Here is a 16,848-nt window from a genome sequence, read left to right on the forward strand (position 1 = left end):
CACCCCTCCTAATTCCGGCGTTTCCGGCATCGCGGGACCACCGTCGGCGAAATACCCCGCTGATCGTCCCCACGCGGGGCGTCGGGGCGTCACTATGGAGGAAAAGTGGGGGCAGCAGCACCCGAGAGGCGGCCGAAGCGCACCAACCACCGCGCCCCGTACGCAGTTTGGAGAGGTGATCGATGGGGGTCTTGGGACCCTTCCCCGGATCCGCGGAACGGCCGCCCGGCCAGGCGCTGGACCGCGAGGAGGCCGACCGCGCAGTGGAGCGGCTGAGCGCCGAGTACGAGGCGATCGAGTCCTCGCTCCAGGCGCTCCAGGACCACGCGGGGCGGCGCCTCCTGGAGGGCGCCGAACTGACCGGTGTGACCGCGGAGCGCTGGGCGGCCACCGAACGCTCGCTGGTCGCGCTCTGGGCCGACTTCGACGCGTACACCGAGACGCTGGAGACCGTCCGCGCCCTGCGGGAGCGGCGGCGCTGGCTCTCCCCCGACGACCTCGCCGAACTGACCGGACTGCTGCGCGACGCGCAGATCCCGGCCGGCGGCGCCGACGGGGCCGGCAGTGCCGGCAGGGAGCTGTGCACCCTGCGCGAGCTGGTGGCCCGGCTCAACGCCCGCTACGCCCGCGCGCTGGACACCATCGTCGCCGCGGACGCCGTCTGGTCCACGCTGCCCGCCCGGATCGACCTGCTCGCCGAGGAGCTGCGGCGCACCCGCTCGCTGGCGCACTCCGTGGGCGTCCGCCCCGGCACCCACCCCTCCGGTGACGACCTGGAGGACATCACCGGCGAACTGACCCGGCTGCGCGCCGAGGTGATCGCCGACCCGCTGGCGTTCTGGGTGGCCCCGGCGGGCGGCAGCGCCGCACCGGGCGGCGGCCGGCCGGACACCACCCGCTACGACCGGGCCGCCCGCGCGCTGGAGGACGTCCGCCGGGAGATCGAGGCGGTGCTGGACGTACGGCAGGACGCCGAGGCGCGGCTGATGCGGCTGCGGGACGTCCTCTCGCGCGCCGAGCGCACCCTGACCGAGGCGCGGCAGGCGCGCGGCGAGGTGCTGGCGAAGATCGCGTCGTGCGAGGTCCCGGCGGTCAGCGGCCCGTCGACGGCGCTGCACGAACAGCTCGCGGCCGCCGCCGGTTTCCGGCGCCGCGCCCAGTGGCACCGCCTCTCGCCGCTGCTGGACCGGCTGGAGGAGAGCGCCGAGGACGAACTGCTGCGCGCCCGGGAGTCGCTGACGGCGGTGACCGCGCCGCTCGCGGTCCGCGCCGAGCTGCGCGGCCGCCTCGACGCGTACCGGGCGGAGCTGGCCCGGCGCGGTCTGGCGGGCGATCCGCTGCCGGGCGAGCGGTACGACGCGGCGCGGCGGCTGCTGTGGAGCGCACCGTGCGATCTGCGGGCGGCGGAGGCGGCGGTGGCGCGCTACCAGCGGGCGGCGGCGGAGGCGCTCGCCGGGGACCGGCCGGGCCCCGGGGGCGGGGCGTGAGCGGGCCCGCGGCCGAACGCACCGGCCGGCCCGCCGACTTCGGGCCGACCGGCCGCACCGGGAGGATCGGGCCGCCGGGGGCGACCGGAGTACGGAACCTCGCCGCGGACTGGGTACTCTCCGGGGGCCACGGTGCCCGTCCGGCCTACGGACCGGGCCGTGCGGCCACCGCCCCTGGAGCCGCCGCGCGGCGGGCGGGGCGCCGACCGCGCGGCAGGGCGCGGCGTGGCGAGACAAGGATCGAGCTGGTGGAGCGGGCCGACCGTTTCCGCCCCGGGACGTGGGTGTGACATGGGTGTGACTGGGCCGTCCAGGTGTCCGAGCTGCGGCGAGCCGCCGGAGGAGGAGGGCGCGGGCTGCGGGCGCTGCGGCGCCGGGGCGCCGGCGCCGCCCGACCCGCAGACCCGGGTCCCCGACGCGGCACTGGGCGGGGAGACTGCCGGGCGGCAGCCCGCCACCGACCCGCGGGTCGCCGGGTACGAGGCGGTCGCCGACGCCGCCGAGCAGACGCCGGTGCGCGGCACCCGCCGGTGTGTGCTGTGCGGCGCGGGCGGGGTGGACGCGGCCGGGTACTGCCCCCGCTGCGGACAGGCGCAGCCGCGCGAACGTGACCACATGGAGCGGGAGTTGGAGGGCGTCGGCGCGGTCAGCGACCTCGGCCGCCGCCACCACCGCAACGAGGACTTCTTCACGGTGTCGGCGACGGCGCTCCAGGACGGTTCGCCGGCCGTGGTCGCCGTCGTCTGCGACGGGGTGTCCTCCGCGACCCGGCCGGACGAGGCGTCGGCCGCGGCGTGCGAGGCGGCGTGTGAGTCGCTGCTGGAGTCGCTGCCGCGCGGCGTCCACGCCCAGCGGGCGATGCACGACGCGGTGGTGACGGCGGCGACGGCGGTCAACGCGCTGGCCGGGCCGGACGATGCGCAGGAGCCGCGCCGCGAGAACGCCCCGGCCTGCACGTTCGTCGGCGCGGTGGTCGGCGGCGGGCTGCTGACCGTCGGCTGGGTCGGCGACAGCCGCGCCTACTGGGTGCCGGACGACCGCAGCGTCCCGCCGGCCCGGCTGACCGAGGACGACTCGTGGGCCGCGCAGATGGTCGCGGGCAATCTGATGTCCGAGGCGGAGGCGATGGCCGACGAGCGGGCGCACGCCATCACCGGCTGGCTGGGCGCGGACGCGTACGAGGTCGAGCCGCACACCCGGCACTTCCAGCCGGACGGTCCGGGCGTCGTCGTGGTCTGCACGGACGGGCTGTGGAACTACGCGGAGTCGGCCGAGCAGATGGCCGCGGTACTGCCCGCCGACGCGCACGCCCGGCCGCTGGAGAGCGCCCGGACGCTGGTGACGCATGCGCTGGACGGCGGCGGACACGACAACGTCACGGTCGCGGTGGTGCCGTTCCCGGCACCGGCGGGGCACTCCGCGACGGCCTGATCCGGACCGTCCGGTGCCGGTCCGGCGCGACGTCGCGGACACCTGTGGGTGGGACGTGCGGATTCGTCGGATCGGCACCGTTTCGGGTGGCGCGTGACGCACTCCACACCCCGGGCCGGGCGGGAGCCACGTCGCCCGGTGAGGCACCGGTGGCGGGTGTTCCCCGCTCCGAGGCGGGCGGCGGTGGCGAGGTGGCGAACGGTACTGTGCGACGGGGCGGCGGCTCCGGCACGCGCGGGGCGCACCCGCCGCGGCCGTGAGACGGTCCGCCCCACGCCATGACAGACCAGCGACAGTGCCGGCCGTGAGCGCCGGAGACGGTACGGAGGGGGAAGAAACCGACATGCCTACCTGCCCGAACGGACACCAGTCGGTGGCCGAGGACTGGTGCGAGGTGTGCGGCCGGCCGATGGCGGGCGCCGTCCCCCCGCCGCCCTCCCTGCCCGCCGGCTTCCTGAACACCCCGGCCGCCGGAACACCCGGCCCGCCGCCGCCCCCCGGCCAGGGCTTCCCGCCGCCCGGCGGCCCCCAGGGTCAGCCGCAGGACGGCCAGGGCTTCGCACCGCCGCAGGACGGTCCCGGCTTCCCGCCGCCGGGCCAGGCCGGTCCGCCCCCGGGCGCACCCGCCGGCCCGCCGCCCGGCCAGATGCCGCCGCCCCCCGGTGCGCCGACCGGGCCTCCCCCGGGACAGACGCCGCCTCCGGGCGGTACCCAGGGCGGTGGCTCCGGCTTCCCGCCGCCCCCCGCGCACCAGGGCGGCCCGGGTCCGCAGGGCGGTTACGGTTTCCCGCCGCCGCAGGACGGCCCGCCGCAGGGTGGCTACGGCTTCCCGCCGCCGCAGGACGGCCCGCCGCAGGGTGGCTACGGCTTCCCGCCCCAGGGCGGCCCCCAGGGCGCGCCCGGTTTTCCCCCGCCCCCCGGCGGCCCCCAGGGTCAGCCGCAGGACGGACCGGGCTTCCCCCCGCCCCCCGGCGGCCCCCAGGGCGGCCCGGGCTTCCCGCCGGCCCCCGGTGCGCCGGCCGGCCCGCCCCCGGGCCAGACGCCGCCGCCTCCGGGCGGTTACGGCTTCCCCCCGCCGCAGGACGGCCCGCCGCAAGGTGGCTACGGCTTCCCGCCCCAGGGCGGCCCCCAGGGCGCGCCCGGTTTTCCCCCGCCCCCCGGCGGCCCCCAGGGTCAGCCGCAGGACGGACCGGGCTTCCCCCCGCCTCCCGGCGGCACCCAGGGCGGCCCGGGCTTCCCGCCGCCCCCGGGGGCGCCCGGTCCCGGTGGCCCCCAGGGCGGCTACGGTTTCCCGCCCGCGCCGGGCCCCGGTCCGCAGGGCGGTCCCGGGCAGCCGCAGGGCGGTCCCGGTTTCCCGCCGGCGCCCGGTCCCGACCAGCAGGGTGCGCCCGAGGCGTGCCCGCAGTGCGGTACGCCGCGGGCCGCGGGCGCGCCCGCCTGTGAGGAGTGCCGTTTCTCCTTCGCCGGGCAGGCGCCCGCGTCGTTCGCACCGCCCGTCGGCGCAGGTCAGCCGGGCCCGCCGCAGGGTGGCTACGGCTTCCCGCCCCCGCCGGGCCCCGGCCCGCAGGACGGTTACGGCTTCCCGCCGCCGCAGGGCCCGCCGCCCGGTGGTCTGCCGGGGGCGCCCGGTCAGCCCGTCCCGCAGCAGCCCGGGGACGACTGGCCGCTGAGCCCGCCGGACGCCCAGGGGGCGCCGCCCGCGCCGCCGGCGCCGTTCGGACAGCCGCCCGGCGCCCCGCAGGGCCCGGTGCCGCCGCAGCAGCCCGGTCCGTACGAACCGCAGCAGACGCCGCCCCCGCCGGGTGAGCAGCAGTGGGGCGGCGGCCCGGCGCAGGCTCCGGAGGCGCCGCAGGGTCCGGCGCCGGTCGTCGGGGACGGCTGGGTCGTCGCCATCGCACCGGACCGCGAGTACTTCGCCGCGATGATGGAGCGCAGCGGCCCGGAGGCCGCGGGGCTCAATCTCCCGTCGTACGGCCCGGAGCAGCAGCTGCCGCTGGCCGGTGGGCAGGTCGCGATCGGGCGGCGGCGCAACAGCACCGGTGAGTCGCCCGACGTCGACCTGGGCCGCTCGCCGGAGGACCCGGGCGTCTCGCACCAGCACGCGCTGCTGGTGCAGCAGCCGGACGGCAGCTGGGCCGTGGTGGACCAGAACTCCACCAACGGCACCACGCTCAACCTCGCCGAGGAGCCGATCCAGCCGTACGTCCCCGTCGCGCTGCACGAGGGCGACCGGGTGCACGTCGGCGCGTGGACGACGCTGACCGTCCGCCGCGGCTGAGCCCGGCTCACGCGGAACGAAGAACGGGGCGTGACCTGCTCAGGTCACGCCCCGTTCGGGTACCCGCCCAGCTCCCAGGCGTACGGGCCCGTCGGGTCGTCCAGCCAGAACCACTGGCGGTCGCCCTCGACCGTCACGCCGTAGCGCTCCCGTTGCGGCCGCCGCTCGCGCCGCCACAGCACGTACGCCTCCTGCGGCAGCAGCCCGGCCGCGCCGATGCCCAGCAGGAAGCGGAACCGGTCGTCGCCCAGTGCCTGGCGCGGCAGGCCCAGCCCCACCGCGTCCGCCTCGTCCGACCCGTCGGCGCCGGCCGCGGGGCCTGGCGTGCGCAGCGGGACGAAGTACACCGGGGTCGGCAGGAAGTGGCCCTCGGCGCGGCCGTCCGGGGCGACCCGCAGCTTCAGCAGGCCGGTGCCGAGCGGGGCGAGGATCACCGCGTCCGCCGCGCACTGCCGGGGCCAGGCCGTCGGGACCGCCCCCAGGGAGCACGTCGCGAGGATCCTGTCGAAGGGGGCGCGCGAGGGGCAGCCGAGCGCCCCGTCGCCGGTCACCACGGTCGGCCGGTACCCGGCGGCCGCCAGCCGTTCCCGGGCCGCCGCGGTGATCTCCTCCTCCAGGTCCACGGTGGTCACCGCGGCGCCGCCCAGCCGGTGGGTGAGGAGGGCGGCGTTGTAGCCGCTGCCGGTGCCGACCTCCAGGACCCGGCAGCCGTCGGTGACGTCCAGCGCCTCCAGCATCCGCGCCATCAGCGACGGCTGGCTGCTGGACGACACCAGCCGCCCCTCGTCGTCGACGCGGAGCGCCAGCGGCGCGTCCCGGTAGACGCCGCGCAGCCAGGCGGCCCGGCGCAGCGGGTCGGCGTCGTCGCCCGACAGCCGTGCGTAGCCGCCGAGGACGCTGTCGTGGAAGGCCGGGACGAACGCCTCGCGCGGCACCGTCTCGAACGCCGCCCGCCAGCGCGGATCGCGCAGCGCGCCGCCGCGTTCGATGGAGCGCACCAGCCGCTCGCGCGCCGCGGCCGCCGCCGCGGGCCCGGCGGGGTCGCCGTTGCGTTGCGGGTCCATGTCTCCACTGTCCACCCCCCGACCCGGCCCGCGCCGGTCGGCGTGTCTGACACCATGGACGGGTGACTGACGACCCGCGCACCACCGATCCGGAGCTGACCTTCTACGACCAGGTCGGCGGCGAGGAGACCTTCCGCCGTCTGGTGCGCCGCTTCTACGAAGGCGTGGCCGGCGACCCGCTGCTGCGGCCGATGTACCCCGAGGAGGACCTCGGTCCGGCCGAGGAGCGGATGACGCTCTTCCTGATGCAGTACTGGGGCGGGCCGCGCACCTACAGCGAGAACCGCGGCCACCCGCGGCTGCGGATGCGGCACGCGCCGTTCACCGTGGACCGCGCCGCGCACGACGCCTGGCTGCGGCTGATGCGGGACGCGGTGGACTCCCTGGACCTGTCCGAGGAGCACGCCGCGCAGCTGTGGAACTACTTCACGTACGCCGCCGCCACGATGATCAACTCTCCGGGCTGAGCGGCCCGGTGGCGTCGTACGTCACAATCCGGACACGTCCCGGCAGGCGGCTGACGGTACGGACCCCGCTCTGACAGCATCCGAACAGTGTTCGGTTGCTGAGCGGTGCAGGGGGACCCGTGTTCGGCTTCGTCATTCCGCGTCTGCGCGCACACCGGCTGCTGCCGGGTGCCGCGCTCGTCGCGGTGCTGCTGACCACGACGGTCCTGACCACCCTCACCGGCTACGCGGACGCCGTCGGCGACGCCGGACTGCGCCGGGCGCTGGCCACCCGCGCCGCGCCCGCGGCCGCCCTCCGCGTCACCGCGCAACTGCCCGCCGACGCCACCGCCCCCGCCGACCGCGCGGTGCGCCACGGCGCCGACCGGGCCTTCGGCGGGCTGCCCTACGGCGTCCGCACCCTGGTCCGCTCCGGCCCGTACGCCCTGCCCGGCACCCTCGCGGCGCCCGGCGGCCGCCCGCGGCACGGCGGTGACCCGGACCTCACCCAGCTCGCCGCCCTCGACACCTCCCGCCTCGTCTTCACCGCGGGCACCCGGCCCGCCGCGCCCACCGGCGACGGACCGCTCCAGGTGGCGCTGCCGGAGGCGGCCGCCGCCCGGCTTGGCCTCACCCCCGGCCACCGCCTCACCCTCACCGACCGGCTCTCCGGGCCCGACCTGCACATCGAGGTCACCGGCGTGTGGCGGCCGAAGGACCGCACCGACCCCTACTGGAAACTCGACGAACTCGGCGGCCGGGGCGTGCGCACCCTCGGGTTCACCACCTACGGGCCGCTGCTGACCGCCCCGGAGGCGTTCCGCGGCGGGCGGGTCGCCCAGGAGTCCGCCGGCTGGCTGGTCACCGGCGACTTCCGCACCCTGACCGCGGGGCAGCTGGACGCGCTGACCGATGCCGCGCGCCCGGCCGCCAAGGCGCTGATGGCCGATCCGGCGTTCGCCGGGCGCGCCACCGCCGCCACCGAACTGCCCGACACGCTCGGGGAGTTGCGGCGCTCCCTGCTCGTCAACCGCTCCGGTGTGCTGATCGTCGCCCTCCAGCTGATCCTGCTCGCCGGTGCCGCGCTGCTGCTGGTCGCCGGGGCGCTGAACGGGGAACGCGCCGCGGAGGGCGTCCTGTTGCGGGCCCGCGGCGGCGCCCGCCGCACGCTGGCCGCCGCCGCGCTCGCCGAGGCGCTGCTGCTCGCGCTGCCCGCCGCCGTCGCCGCCCCGCTCCTCGCCGTCCCGCTGCTGCGGCTCCTCGCCTCCGACGGTCTGCCGCTCGACACCGCGCCGACCGCCACCACCTGGGCCACCGGCGTCGCCGTCGCGCTGGGCTGCGCCCTCACCCTGGCGGCGCCCGCCCTGCGCACCGGGGCGGCGCGGCCGGGCCGCCGCAGGTCCGCCGCGCCGCCCGGGGCGCTGCGCGCCGGGGCCGACCTGGGACTCCTCGTCCTCGCCGCGGTCGCCTTCGTCCAGCTGCGGCAGCACTCCGCGGACGGCGGCGGGGTGCTGACCGAGGACGCCGCCGGGCGGCCGGTCATCGATCCGGTGCCGGTCGCGGCGCCCGCGCTGGCGCTGCTGGCGGGCGCGGTGGTCACCCTGCGGCTGCTGCCGCTCGCCGCCCGCCTCGCCGAGCGCGCCGCGGCCGCCGGGCGGGGCCTGACCGCGGCGCTCGCCGCCTGGCAGATCGGCCGCCGCACCACCGGCGCCACCGGCCCGGTGCTGCTGCTCGTCCTCGCCACCGCGCTGGGCATGCTCGCCGTCGGCCAACGCGCCTCCTGGGACCGCTCCCAGGACGACCAGGCCGACCACCGCGCCGGCGCCGCCGTCCGCGTCCTGGCGGGCCGCGCCCCACAGTTCGGCGCGGGCGGCGCGCTGGCGGCCACCTCGGGCGTGGCGGCCGCGCTGCCCGCCGGGCAGGCCACGCTGAACCTCTCCGACGGCGACAGCGCCACCCTCCTCGCCCTCGGCACCCGCGCCGCCGCCGGCACCCTGCTGCTCCGCGGCGACCTCGTCGGCGGCTCCGCCGACACACCACCGGGCCGCGCCGCCGACCCCGTGCTGCGCGCCCTCGCCCCCGCGCGCGGCGCCACCGGCCTGGCCGTGCCGGACCGCACCGCCCGGCTGCGCCTGACCGTCACCCTCCGCTCGCTGCGCACCCTCGCCGCCGCGCCCGCCGCGCCCGGTACCCCGGTCCACGACACCGGCCCGGTCCCCGCCGACCTCACCGTCCAGCTGACCGACGGCCACGGCGCGCCCTACCCGCTGGCCCTGGGGCGCGTCCCGGCCGACGGACGCCCGCACACCCTCACCGCCGATCTCGCCGCCGCGGCCGGGCCCGGCGGCAGACCCGTCGGGCCGCTGCGGCTGACCGCGCTCACCACCACCACGGCCCAGCCGCCGGTCGCCCACCGCCAGCAGCTCACCCTCACCGCCGCCCGCGCCGACCTCCCCGACGGCACCCACCGCGCCCTGCACCCGCCCCGCGGACTGTCCTGGACCGGTGCCCTCGGCACCAAGAGCACCTACGCCGACCAGGACTTCGGCCCCCGCACCGGCGCCACCGCCGTCCCGCCGGGCGCGCTCGTCTCCCAGATCTACGACACCGGCGCCCGGCCCGCCGACGGCTACGGCGCCGCCGTCACCACCGTCCGCACCCTCGCCGCCCACCCCCCGCGCGGCCCGCTGCCCGCCGTCGCCACCGACGCCTATCTGCGCGCCAGCGGCTCGAAGACGGGCGCGACGGTGGACATCACCGTCAACGGGCAGCCGCTGCGGACCCGGATCGTCCGCGCCGTCCGGGCACTGCCCGGGCCCGCCGACCGGCCCGCCGACGGCGCGGGACTCCTCGTCGACTTCGCCGCCGTCAACGAGGCGCTCACCGACCACGACGCGACGCCGCTGCCCGCCACCGAGTGGTGGATCCGGCCCGCGGGCGGCGACGCGGCGCGGGCCGCGGCCGCCCTGCGCGGGCGCGCCGACACCGAGCCCGGACAGGTCCTGGTCCGCGACGAGACCGCCGCCGCGCTCCACGGCGACCCGCTGGGCCGCGGCCCGCGCGCGGCGCTCGCCGCGGCCATGGTGGTCGCCGTCGCGCTGGCCGCGGCGGGCTTCGCGGTCGGCTGCGCCGCCGCGCTGCGCGCCCGCGCCGCCGAGTCCGCCGTGCTGCGCGCCCTGGGCACGTCCCGGCGCCGCCGGGCCCGTGCGGTCATCGCCGAACAGGGCCTGCTGATCGCGGCGGCCACCGCCGTCGGCGCGGCCCTCGGCGCCCTGCTGACCCACGCCGTCGTCCCGCTGATCGTGCTGACCGAACACGCCGACCGGCCCGTCCCGCCGGTCCTGGTGGAGCTGCCGGCCGGGCAGGTCGCGCTGCTGATCGCCGCGGTCGTCGCGGTGCCGCTGCTGACCACCGCCGCGGTGGCCGCGCGGCGCGGCGACACCGTCCGGGACCTCCGCGCCCGGGGAGGCGTCTGACATGAACCGCTCCCCCGCCCGGCACCCCGCGCACGGCCCCGCCGTGGTCCTCGGTGTGCTGGTGCTGCTCACCGCGTTCCTCGCCGCCGCGTTCGCCGGGGGCGTCGACGCGTACGAGACCCGCGGCGCCCGCGCGGCCCTCGCCACCGCCCCCGCCGAACAGCGCGCCCTCCAGATCTCCCTCTCCCGCACCGACACCACCGACCCCGGCACGGACTTCGCCCCGCCCCGCACCGACCGCGAGGACCGCGCCCTGCGCCGCGCCCTGGGCGTCCCCGTCGCCCCCGGTGACGCGGTGCACGGCGTCCGCACCACCGTCCCGCTGACCACCCCCGACCCGGCGCTGCCCCGCCCGGACGGCGAGCCCGCCGCGTTCGCCCTGTACGCGCCCGCCGGACTCGACCGCCACGCCACGCTCACCGCGGGCCGGCTGCCGCGCGCCGCGGCGCCCGGCGCCCCGGTTCTGGAGGCCGCCGTCACGGCCGCCACCGCCCGCACCCTGCACCTGCGGCCCGGCGACACCCTGCACCCCGGCGCGCTGACCGTCCGGATCACCGGCCTGCTCACCCCCCGCGCCGTCTCCGGCGCGTACTGGTCCCTCGACGGCCTGCTGACCGCCCCGCACCTGGCCCCCACCGACGGCGTCCCCCCGCTGCGCGCCTGGCGCGCCGCGCTGCTGCTGGCGCCCGGTGACGGCCCCGCGCTCAGCGCCGACGACCGCGGCGCCCCGGAGAAGTTCTGGTGGTACGGGCTCGACGCGCGTCCCCTCACCGCCCGTCAGGTCCCGGCGCTGCGCTCCCGGCTGGCCTCCCTGGAGCACGGCGCGGGCCTGGCCGCTGTCCGCGCCGTGACCGGCCCCGACACCGTCGTCGACACCGCCGCCGACTCCCTCCTCGCCGGCTACGCGCGCTCCCGAGCCGCCCTCACCCCGGTCCTCACGGTCGCCGCCTGCACCGTCGCCACCACCGCCGCCGTGGTCCTCGTCATGGCCGGCTCCCTCGCCGCCGCCCGCCGCCACGACGAGTTCGCGCTGCTGCGGGCCCGCGGCGCCTCCCTCCCGGGGCTCGCCGGGCGCCTCGCCGCGGGCAGCTGCGCGGTGGCGCTGCCCGCCGCCGCGGCCGGGTGGGCCGCCGCCCGCCTCCTCGTCCCCGGCCCGCCCGGCGCCCCGGCCACCGGCCCGCTGCTCGCGGCGGCCGCCGTCGCCGTGGTGGGCGCGGCCGTCCTGCCGCTGCGCGCCGCCCACGTCCACCGCCGCCCGCACCCCGCGGCCCGCCGTGACACCGCCACCGCCCGGCCCTCCCGCCGCCGCGCCGTCGCCGAACTCACCACCGTCGCCCTCGCCGCCGCTGCCGTCGCCGCGCTGCGCCGGCACGGGCCCGCGGACGGCCCGGACCTCCTCGTCAGCGCCGCGCCCGTGCTGATCGCGGTGATCGCCACGCTGCTGCTGCTCCGCCTCCACCCGCTGCCGCTGCGCGCCCTGGCCCGGCCCGCCGCCCGCCGCCGCGGCCTCACCGGCTTCCTGGCGCTGGCCCGCGCCGGCCGCGCCCACACCGCCACCGGACTGCCGCTGCTCGCCCTGCTGACCGCCCTGACCTGCGCCTCCTTCGGCGGCGCGGTGCTGTCCGGCGTCGGCCACGGCCGGGACGCCGCCGCGCTGGCCACCGTCGGCGCCGAGGCCCGCATCACCTCGGACCGGCCCCTGCCGCCCGCCCTGCGCACCGCCCTGGCGAAGGTCCCGGGCGTCAGCGACGCCGTCCCCGTCCGCACCGAGGTGCAGCCCGCGCCGGACAACGGCCCGCCGCTGACCCTCGTCGTGGCCGGCGCCGACGCCTACGCGCGGCTCTCCCGCACCACCGGCCTCGGCTCCTTCACGGCCCGCACCCTCGCCGACCCCGGCGGCGACGCCCCGCTGCCCGCCCTCGTCTCCCCCGACGTCGTCCGCCGCTTCGGCCACGACCCGATGCCGCTACAGCCCGAGGCCGGGTCGCTCGTCGTCCGGCCCGCCGCGGTACGCACCGACACCCCCGCGCTGCCCGGCGGCTCCTTCCTGGTGGTCGCCGCCGACGCCGTGCGCCACCGCCACCCGGACGCCGACGCCGCCCCCACCGCCCTGCTGCTCTCCGGCACCGCCCCCGACCCCGCCGCGCTCCGCGCCGCCGTCCGCGCCCACACCCCGCCCGGCGCGCACCCGGTGACCGTGGTCCGCGGCGAGGTCCGCGCCCGCCTCGCGGACGCCCCGCTCCAGCAGGGCGCCGAGCGGCTGTACGCCGCGGCGACCGCCGCCGGGGCCGGATACGCGCTGCTGGCCCTGGTGCTCGCCGGGGTGCGCGCGGCGCCCGACCGCGCGCCGCTGCTCGACCGGTTGCGGGCCCTGGGCATGACCCGGCGGCAGGGGCGGCGGCTGCTGCTCCTGGAAGCGCTGCCGCAGGCCCTCCTCGCGGCGGCCGGCGGCGCGGCGACCGCCGCCGTCACCCTGTGGCTGCTGGGCCCGGCGACCGACCTCACCCCGCTGGCGCTGCCCGGCGGCGCCGCCGGCACCGTCCCGCTGCGGCCCGGAGGGGCCACGCTGCTGCTGCCGTCGGCGGGCGTCCTCGTCCTCACCCTGGTGGCGGCCCTGGCACAGACGTGGTCGGCCGGACGACGGCAGTCCCCCGACCGGAGAGCAGGTGACCTGTGACGGAACGACCCGCACCCCCCGCCGGAACACCGGACGGCGGCGCACCGGAGGCCCGTACACCCGACGGCGCCCCGGCCGACCTCGCCGAGCTGGAACGCCGCGCCGCCGCCCGCGGCGACCGCCCCGCCTACGGCCACGACGCGCTGATCGTCTGCGACCGGCTGGTCCGCGTCTTCGCCACCGACGGCGTGGAGGTCCAGGCCCTCCAAGGGCTCGATCTGCTGGTCGCCGAGGGCGAGTTGATGGCGCTGGTCGGCGCGTCCGGCAGCGGCAAGTCCACGCTGATGAACATCCTCGCCGGACTGGACGTCCCCACCGCCGGCGCCGCCCGCGTCGCCGGCCGCGACCTGCTGACGATGGGCGCCCGCGACCGCCTCGCCTACCGCCGCGACACCGTCGGCTTCGTCTGGCAGCAGACCGCCCGCAACCTCCTGTCGTACCTCACCGCGCTCCAGAACGTCGCCCTGCCGATGCGGCTGGCGGGCCGCAAGCGCCGCGCGGAGCGGACCCGGGCGGCCGAGGAACTGCTGACGATGCTGGCGCTCGACCACTGCCGCGACCGCCGCCCGCACGAGATGTCCGGCGGCGAGCAGCAACGCGCCGCCATCGCCGTCGCCCTCGCCAACGCCCCGAAGGTGCTGCTCGCCGACGAGCCGACCGGCGAACTGGACTCCGCCACCGCCGAGCAGGTCTTCGCCGCGTTCCGCACCGCCAACGCGGAGCTGGGTACCACCGTCGTCATCGTCACCCACGACCAGGCCGTCGCCGACGAGGTCCGCCGTACCGTCGCCATCCGCGACGGCCGCACCGCGTCGGAGGTGCTGCGCCGCACCGAACGCGACGCGGCGACCGGCGCCGAGTCCCTGGTCTCCCGCGAGTACGCGATGCTCGACCGCGCCGGACGCCTGCAACTGCCCGCCGACCACCTGACCAGCCTGGGCATGGCCCAGCGGGTGCTGCTGGAGCTGGAGCGCGACCACATCGGCGTCTGGCCGGACCACACCGCGGACGACGCGGCGCGCAGCCGCACGGGCGGGGAGGACGACGCTCCGGGCGGGGCGTCCGGCGCCTGAGCGGTCACCGGACGGGCGCCGGGCCGCACGCCTGGCCGCACGCTCAGGTGGGCGTGACCGTCAACCCGGACAGCCCCGGGCCCGCGACCCGTACCGCCACCGACCCGTACGGCGTGGACAGCCGCAGCCAGCCGCCGGCGGCGAGCAGGGCGGGCGGCTGCGGGGCGGGCGCGGTCAGCGTTCCGCCACCGGGCGCCGCCGGGACCTGCGCGGGGCGCAGGAAACCGAGGGAGCGGGCGGCGTGCACGGCGCGCAGCGGCAGCCGGGTGTCGCCGAGCGTCCGCGACCAGATCTCCCGGCCGATCGCGTCCCGCGCCGCCCGGGTGCGCTCCTGCGGGGCCAGCGCCTCGTCCCGGGCCCGGAACTCCGCGACCGCCGCGGCGACCGCCCGGCCCAACGCCTCGGGGCCCGGCAGCCCGGGCACCCGCCGCCAGCCACCGCGCGGCGGCAGCACCCCGGCCCACGGCGGACCGGTGACCGCCGCGGGCACCGTCAGCACACCGGCGGCCTCCCCGACGGCCTCGGGGTCGATCACCTCCAGCAGATCACCGGCCGAGACGGTGGTGTCCAGCCGCATCCCGTCGGGGCCGCCGGGACCCCGCGGATCGGCGAGCCGCGCCGTGCGGATCGCCAGGACCTCGAAGGACGGCGGCCGCCCGAAGACGGCCAGCGCCCCGCCGCCGCCCTGCAACCGCACCGCGGCGGCCTTGTCGTAATGGAGCAGCCGGCCCAGGAAGGCGGCGAGATCCGCCGCCTCCCCGGCATCGGCCAGGCGCAGCACCGTCATCCGGCGACTGCCCCCTTCGTCTGCGCGGAGTCGTCGAGGTACTCCTTCAGATGCGCCTTCTCCTCCGCGGTCAGACGGCGGGGCCGCTCGGCCGCGAAGTCGTACGGCACGACGACGGTCGAGGCACGCAGATACAGCGCCCCCTCGTCCTTGACCTCGTAGGCGACCGTCATCGACGCGGCACTGATCTTCGTGACCCACAGCTCGACGGTGACCGGCGCGTGCCGGTGCACCAGCGGGCGCACGTAGTCGATCTCGTGCCGCGCGACGACGGAACCGCCGGTGAACGACACACTGCCGTTCCCCGGCGCCAGCCGCTCCATGAAGTCGATCCGCGCCTCTTCGAGATAGCGCACGAAGACCGCGTTGTTGACATGACCGAACGCATCCATGTCGGACCAGCGCAGGGGACAGGCATAGGTGTGACGCACGATGTCAGCCCCGGGTCAGCTTCTTGTACGTCGCACGGTGCGGACGGGCCGCGTCGGCACCGAGCCGCTCGACCTTGTTCTTCTCGTACGACTCGAAGTTGCCCTCGAACCAGAACCACTTGGAGTCGCCCTCGTACGCCAGGATGTGCGTGGCGACGCGGTCGAGGAACCAGCGGTCGTGGGAGACGACCACAGCGCAGCCGGGGAAGTCCAGCAGCGCGTTCTCCAGCGACGACAGGGTCTCGACGTCGAGGTCGTTGGTCGGCTCGTCGAGGAGCAGGAGGTTGCCGCCCTGCTTGAGGGTGAGCGCCAGGTTGAGGCGGTTGCGCTCACCACCGGAGAGCACCCCGGCCGGCTTCTGCTGGTCCGGGCCCTTGAAGCCGAACGCCGAGACATAGGCGCGCGAGGGCATCTCGACCTGACCGACGTTGATGTAGTCCAGCTCGTCGGAGACGACGGCCCACAGCGTCTTCTTCGGGTCGATGTTCTCGCGGCTCTGGTCGACGTAGGAGATCTTGACCGTCTCGCCGACCTTGATCGAACCGGCGTCCGGCGTCTCCAGCCCCTGGAGCATCTTGAACAGCGTGGTCTTGCCCGCACCGTTCGGACCGATGACGCCGACGATGCCGTTGCGCGGCAGCGTGAACGACAGGTCGTCGATGAGGACCTTCTCGCCGAACGCCTTGGAGAGGTTCTCCACCTCGACGACGACATTGCCCAGACGCGGGCCCGGCGGGATCTGGATCTCCTCGAAGTCCAGCTTCCGCATCTTGTCCGCCTCGGCGGCCATCTCCTCGTAACGCGCCAGACGCGCCTTGGACTTGGCCTGCCGCCCCTTGGCGTTGGAGCGGACCCACTCCAGCTCGTCCTTGAGCCGCTTGGCGCGCTTGGCGTCCTTCTGGCCCTCGACCTTCAGACGGGTCTGCTTGGTCTCCAGGTACGTGGAGTAGTTGCCCTCGTAGCCGATGGCCCGGCCGCGGTCCAGCTCCAGGATCCAGCCGGCGACGTTGTCGAGGAAGTACCGGTCGTGGGTGACGGCGACGACGGTGCCCGGGTACTTCGCGAGGTGCTGCTCCAGCCACTGCACGGACTCGGCGTCCAGGTGGTTGGTGGGCTCGTCGAGAAGCAGCAGGTCGGGCGCCTCCAGCAGCAGCTTGCACAGCGCGACGCGGCGGCGCTCACCACCGGAGAGGTTGGTGACCGGCCAGTCACCGGGCGGGCAGCCCAGCGCGTCCATCGCCTGCTCCAGCTGGGTGTCCAGGTCCCACGCGTTGGCGTGGTCGAGGTCCTCCTGGAGCTTGCCCATCTCCTCCATCAGCTCGTCGGAGTAGTCGGTCGCCATCAGCTCGGCGACCTCGTTGAAGCGCCGGAGCTTGCCCATGATCTCCTTGGCGCCGTCCTGGACGTTCTCCAGCACCGTCTTCGACTCGTCCAGCGGCGGCTCCTGCAGGAGCATGCCGACGGTGTAGCCGGGGGAGAGGAACGCGTCACCGTTCGAGGGCTGCTCAAGACCTGCCATGATCTTCAGCACCGTGGACTTACCGGCGCCGTTGGGGCCCACGACACCGATCTTCGCGCCCGGCAGGAAGCTCAGCGTGACGTCATCGAGGATGACCTTGTCACCGTGCGCCTTGCGCGTCTTGCGCATCGTGTAGATGTACTCAGCCAAGAGAAACCGTCCGGCAGTCTGGATCGTGC

Annotated in this window: 11 protein-coding genes; 7 read left to right on the forward strand and 4 right to left on the reverse strand. The window is 77.6% G+C overall.

Annotated elements, in window-relative coordinates; all coding sequences use genetic code 11:
• Nucleotides 1-182: 182 nt before the first annotated feature.
• From ACF1BH_RS19900 to ACF1BH_RS19910, 3 genes are all read left to right on the forward strand, one after another.
• Entirely contained in the window at nt 183-1,487 is a 1,305-nt protein-coding gene (locus ACF1BH_RS19900; protein WP_391643826.1) for a hypothetical protein, read from the forward strand.
• Between the two features lie 291 nt (nt 1,488-1,778).
• On the forward strand, nt 1,779-2,918 hold the full coding sequence (locus ACF1BH_RS19905; RefSeq protein ID WP_391643828.1) for a PP2C family protein-serine/threonine phosphatase: 1,140 nt from the start codon (nt 1,779-1,781) through the stop codon (nt 2,916-2,918).
• 343 nt (nt 2,919-3,261) lie between these two features.
• Entirely contained in the window at nt 3,262-5,196 is a 1,935-nt protein-coding gene (locus tag ACF1BH_RS19910; protein WP_391643830.1) for an FHA domain-containing protein, read from the forward strand.
• A gap of 44 nt (nt 5,197-5,240) precedes the next feature.
• Here the strand turns inward: ACF1BH_RS19910 and ACF1BH_RS19915 are convergent, their stop codons facing one another.
• A complete protein-coding gene (locus ACF1BH_RS19915; protein WP_391643832.1) occupies nt 5,241-6,260 on the reverse strand; it encodes a methyltransferase domain-containing protein in 1,020 nt (339 codons plus the stop codon).
• Between the two features lie 62 nt (nt 6,261-6,322).
• Between ACF1BH_RS19915 and ACF1BH_RS19920 the strand changes: the two genes are divergently transcribed.
• The 4 genes from ACF1BH_RS19920 to ACF1BH_RS19935 all read left to right on the forward strand — a co-directional run bounded on the left by ACF1BH_RS19920 (nt 6,323) and on the right by ACF1BH_RS19935 (nt 13,932).
• Complete coding sequence (locus ACF1BH_RS19920; protein ID WP_391643834.1) at nt 6,323-6,727, forward strand: globin; 405 nt, start codon at nt 6,323-6,325, stop codon at nt 6,725-6,727.
• A 119-nt stretch (nt 6,728-6,846) separates the two neighbouring features.
• Nucleotides 6,847-10,182 carry an FtsX-like permease family protein gene (locus ACF1BH_RS19925; RefSeq protein ID WP_391643836.1) on the forward strand — a complete coding sequence of 1,112 codons (3,336 nt, stop codon included), beginning with the start codon at nt 6,847-6,849 and terminating at the stop codon, nt 10,180-10,182.
• Nucleotide 10,183: 1 nt separating this feature from the next.
• Nucleotides 10,184-12,859: a hypothetical protein gene (locus ACF1BH_RS19930; protein ID WP_391643838.1), complete on the forward strand. Its 2,676-nt coding sequence runs from the start codon at nt 10,184-10,186 to the stop codon at nt 12,857-12,859.
• An 89-nt stretch (nt 12,860-12,948) separates the two neighbouring features.
• A complete protein-coding gene (locus ACF1BH_RS19935) occupies nt 12,949-13,932 on the forward strand; it encodes an ABC transporter ATP-binding protein (RefSeq protein WP_391644073.1) in 984 nt (327 codons plus the stop codon).
• 43 nt (nt 13,933-13,975) lie between these two features.
• Here the strand turns inward: ACF1BH_RS19935 and ACF1BH_RS19940 are convergent, their stop codons facing one another.
• The 3 genes from ACF1BH_RS19940 to ettA are packed head-to-tail and all read right to left on the reverse strand — an operon-like array spanning nt 13,976 to nt 16,819.
• Nucleotides 13,976-14,719, reverse strand: coding sequence for a hypothetical protein (locus ACF1BH_RS19940; protein ID WP_391643840.1), 744 nt, complete (start codon nt 14,717-14,719; stop codon nt 13,976-13,978).
• A complete protein-coding gene (locus ACF1BH_RS19945) occupies nt 14,716-15,150 on the reverse strand; it encodes an acyl-CoA thioesterase (RefSeq protein WP_391643842.1) in 435 nt (144 codons plus the stop codon). Before ACF1BH_RS19945 ends, ACF1BH_RS19940 begins: the two co-directional genes overlap by 4 nt.
• 4 nt (nt 15,151-15,154) lie before the next feature.
• Entirely contained in the window at nt 15,155-16,819 is a 1,665-nt protein-coding gene (gene ettA, locus ACF1BH_RS19950; protein ID WP_345084267.1) for an energy-dependent translational throttle protein EttA, read from the reverse strand.
• Between the last annotated feature and the right edge of the window lie 29 nt (nt 16,820-16,848).

The sequence above is a fragment of the Streptomyces sp. NPDC014733 genome (assembly GCF_043083385.1).
Taxonomy (GTDB): domain Bacteria; phylum Actinomycetota; class Actinomycetes; order Streptomycetales; family Streptomycetaceae; genus Streptomyces.

What these genes read in the sequence shown, in the direction of transcription:
- ACF1BH_RS19915 (WP_391643832.1), bottom strand. Translation starts at nt 6,260, where the DNA reads ATGGACCCGCAACGCAACGGCGACCCCGCCGGGCCCGCGGCGGCGGCC.
- ACF1BH_RS19900 (WP_391643826.1), top strand. Translation starts at nt 183, where the DNA reads ATGGGGGTCTTGGGACCCTTCCCCGGATCCGCGGAACGGCCGCCCGGC.
- ACF1BH_RS19940 (WP_391643840.1), bottom strand. Translation starts at nt 14,719, where the DNA reads ATGACGGTGCTGCGCCTGGCCGATGCCGGGGAGGCGGCGGATCTCGCC.
- ACF1BH_RS19910 (WP_391643830.1), top strand. Translation starts at nt 3,262, where the DNA reads ATGCCTACCTGCCCGAACGGACACCAGTCGGTGGCCGAGGACTGGTGC.
- ACF1BH_RS19905 (WP_391643828.1), top strand. Translation starts at nt 1,779, where the DNA reads ATGGGTGTGACTGGGCCGTCCAGGTGTCCGAGCTGCGGCGAGCCGCCG.
- ACF1BH_RS19930 (WP_391643838.1), top strand. Translation starts at nt 10,184, where the DNA reads ATGAACCGCTCCCCCGCCCGGCACCCCGCGCACGGCCCCGCCGTGGTC.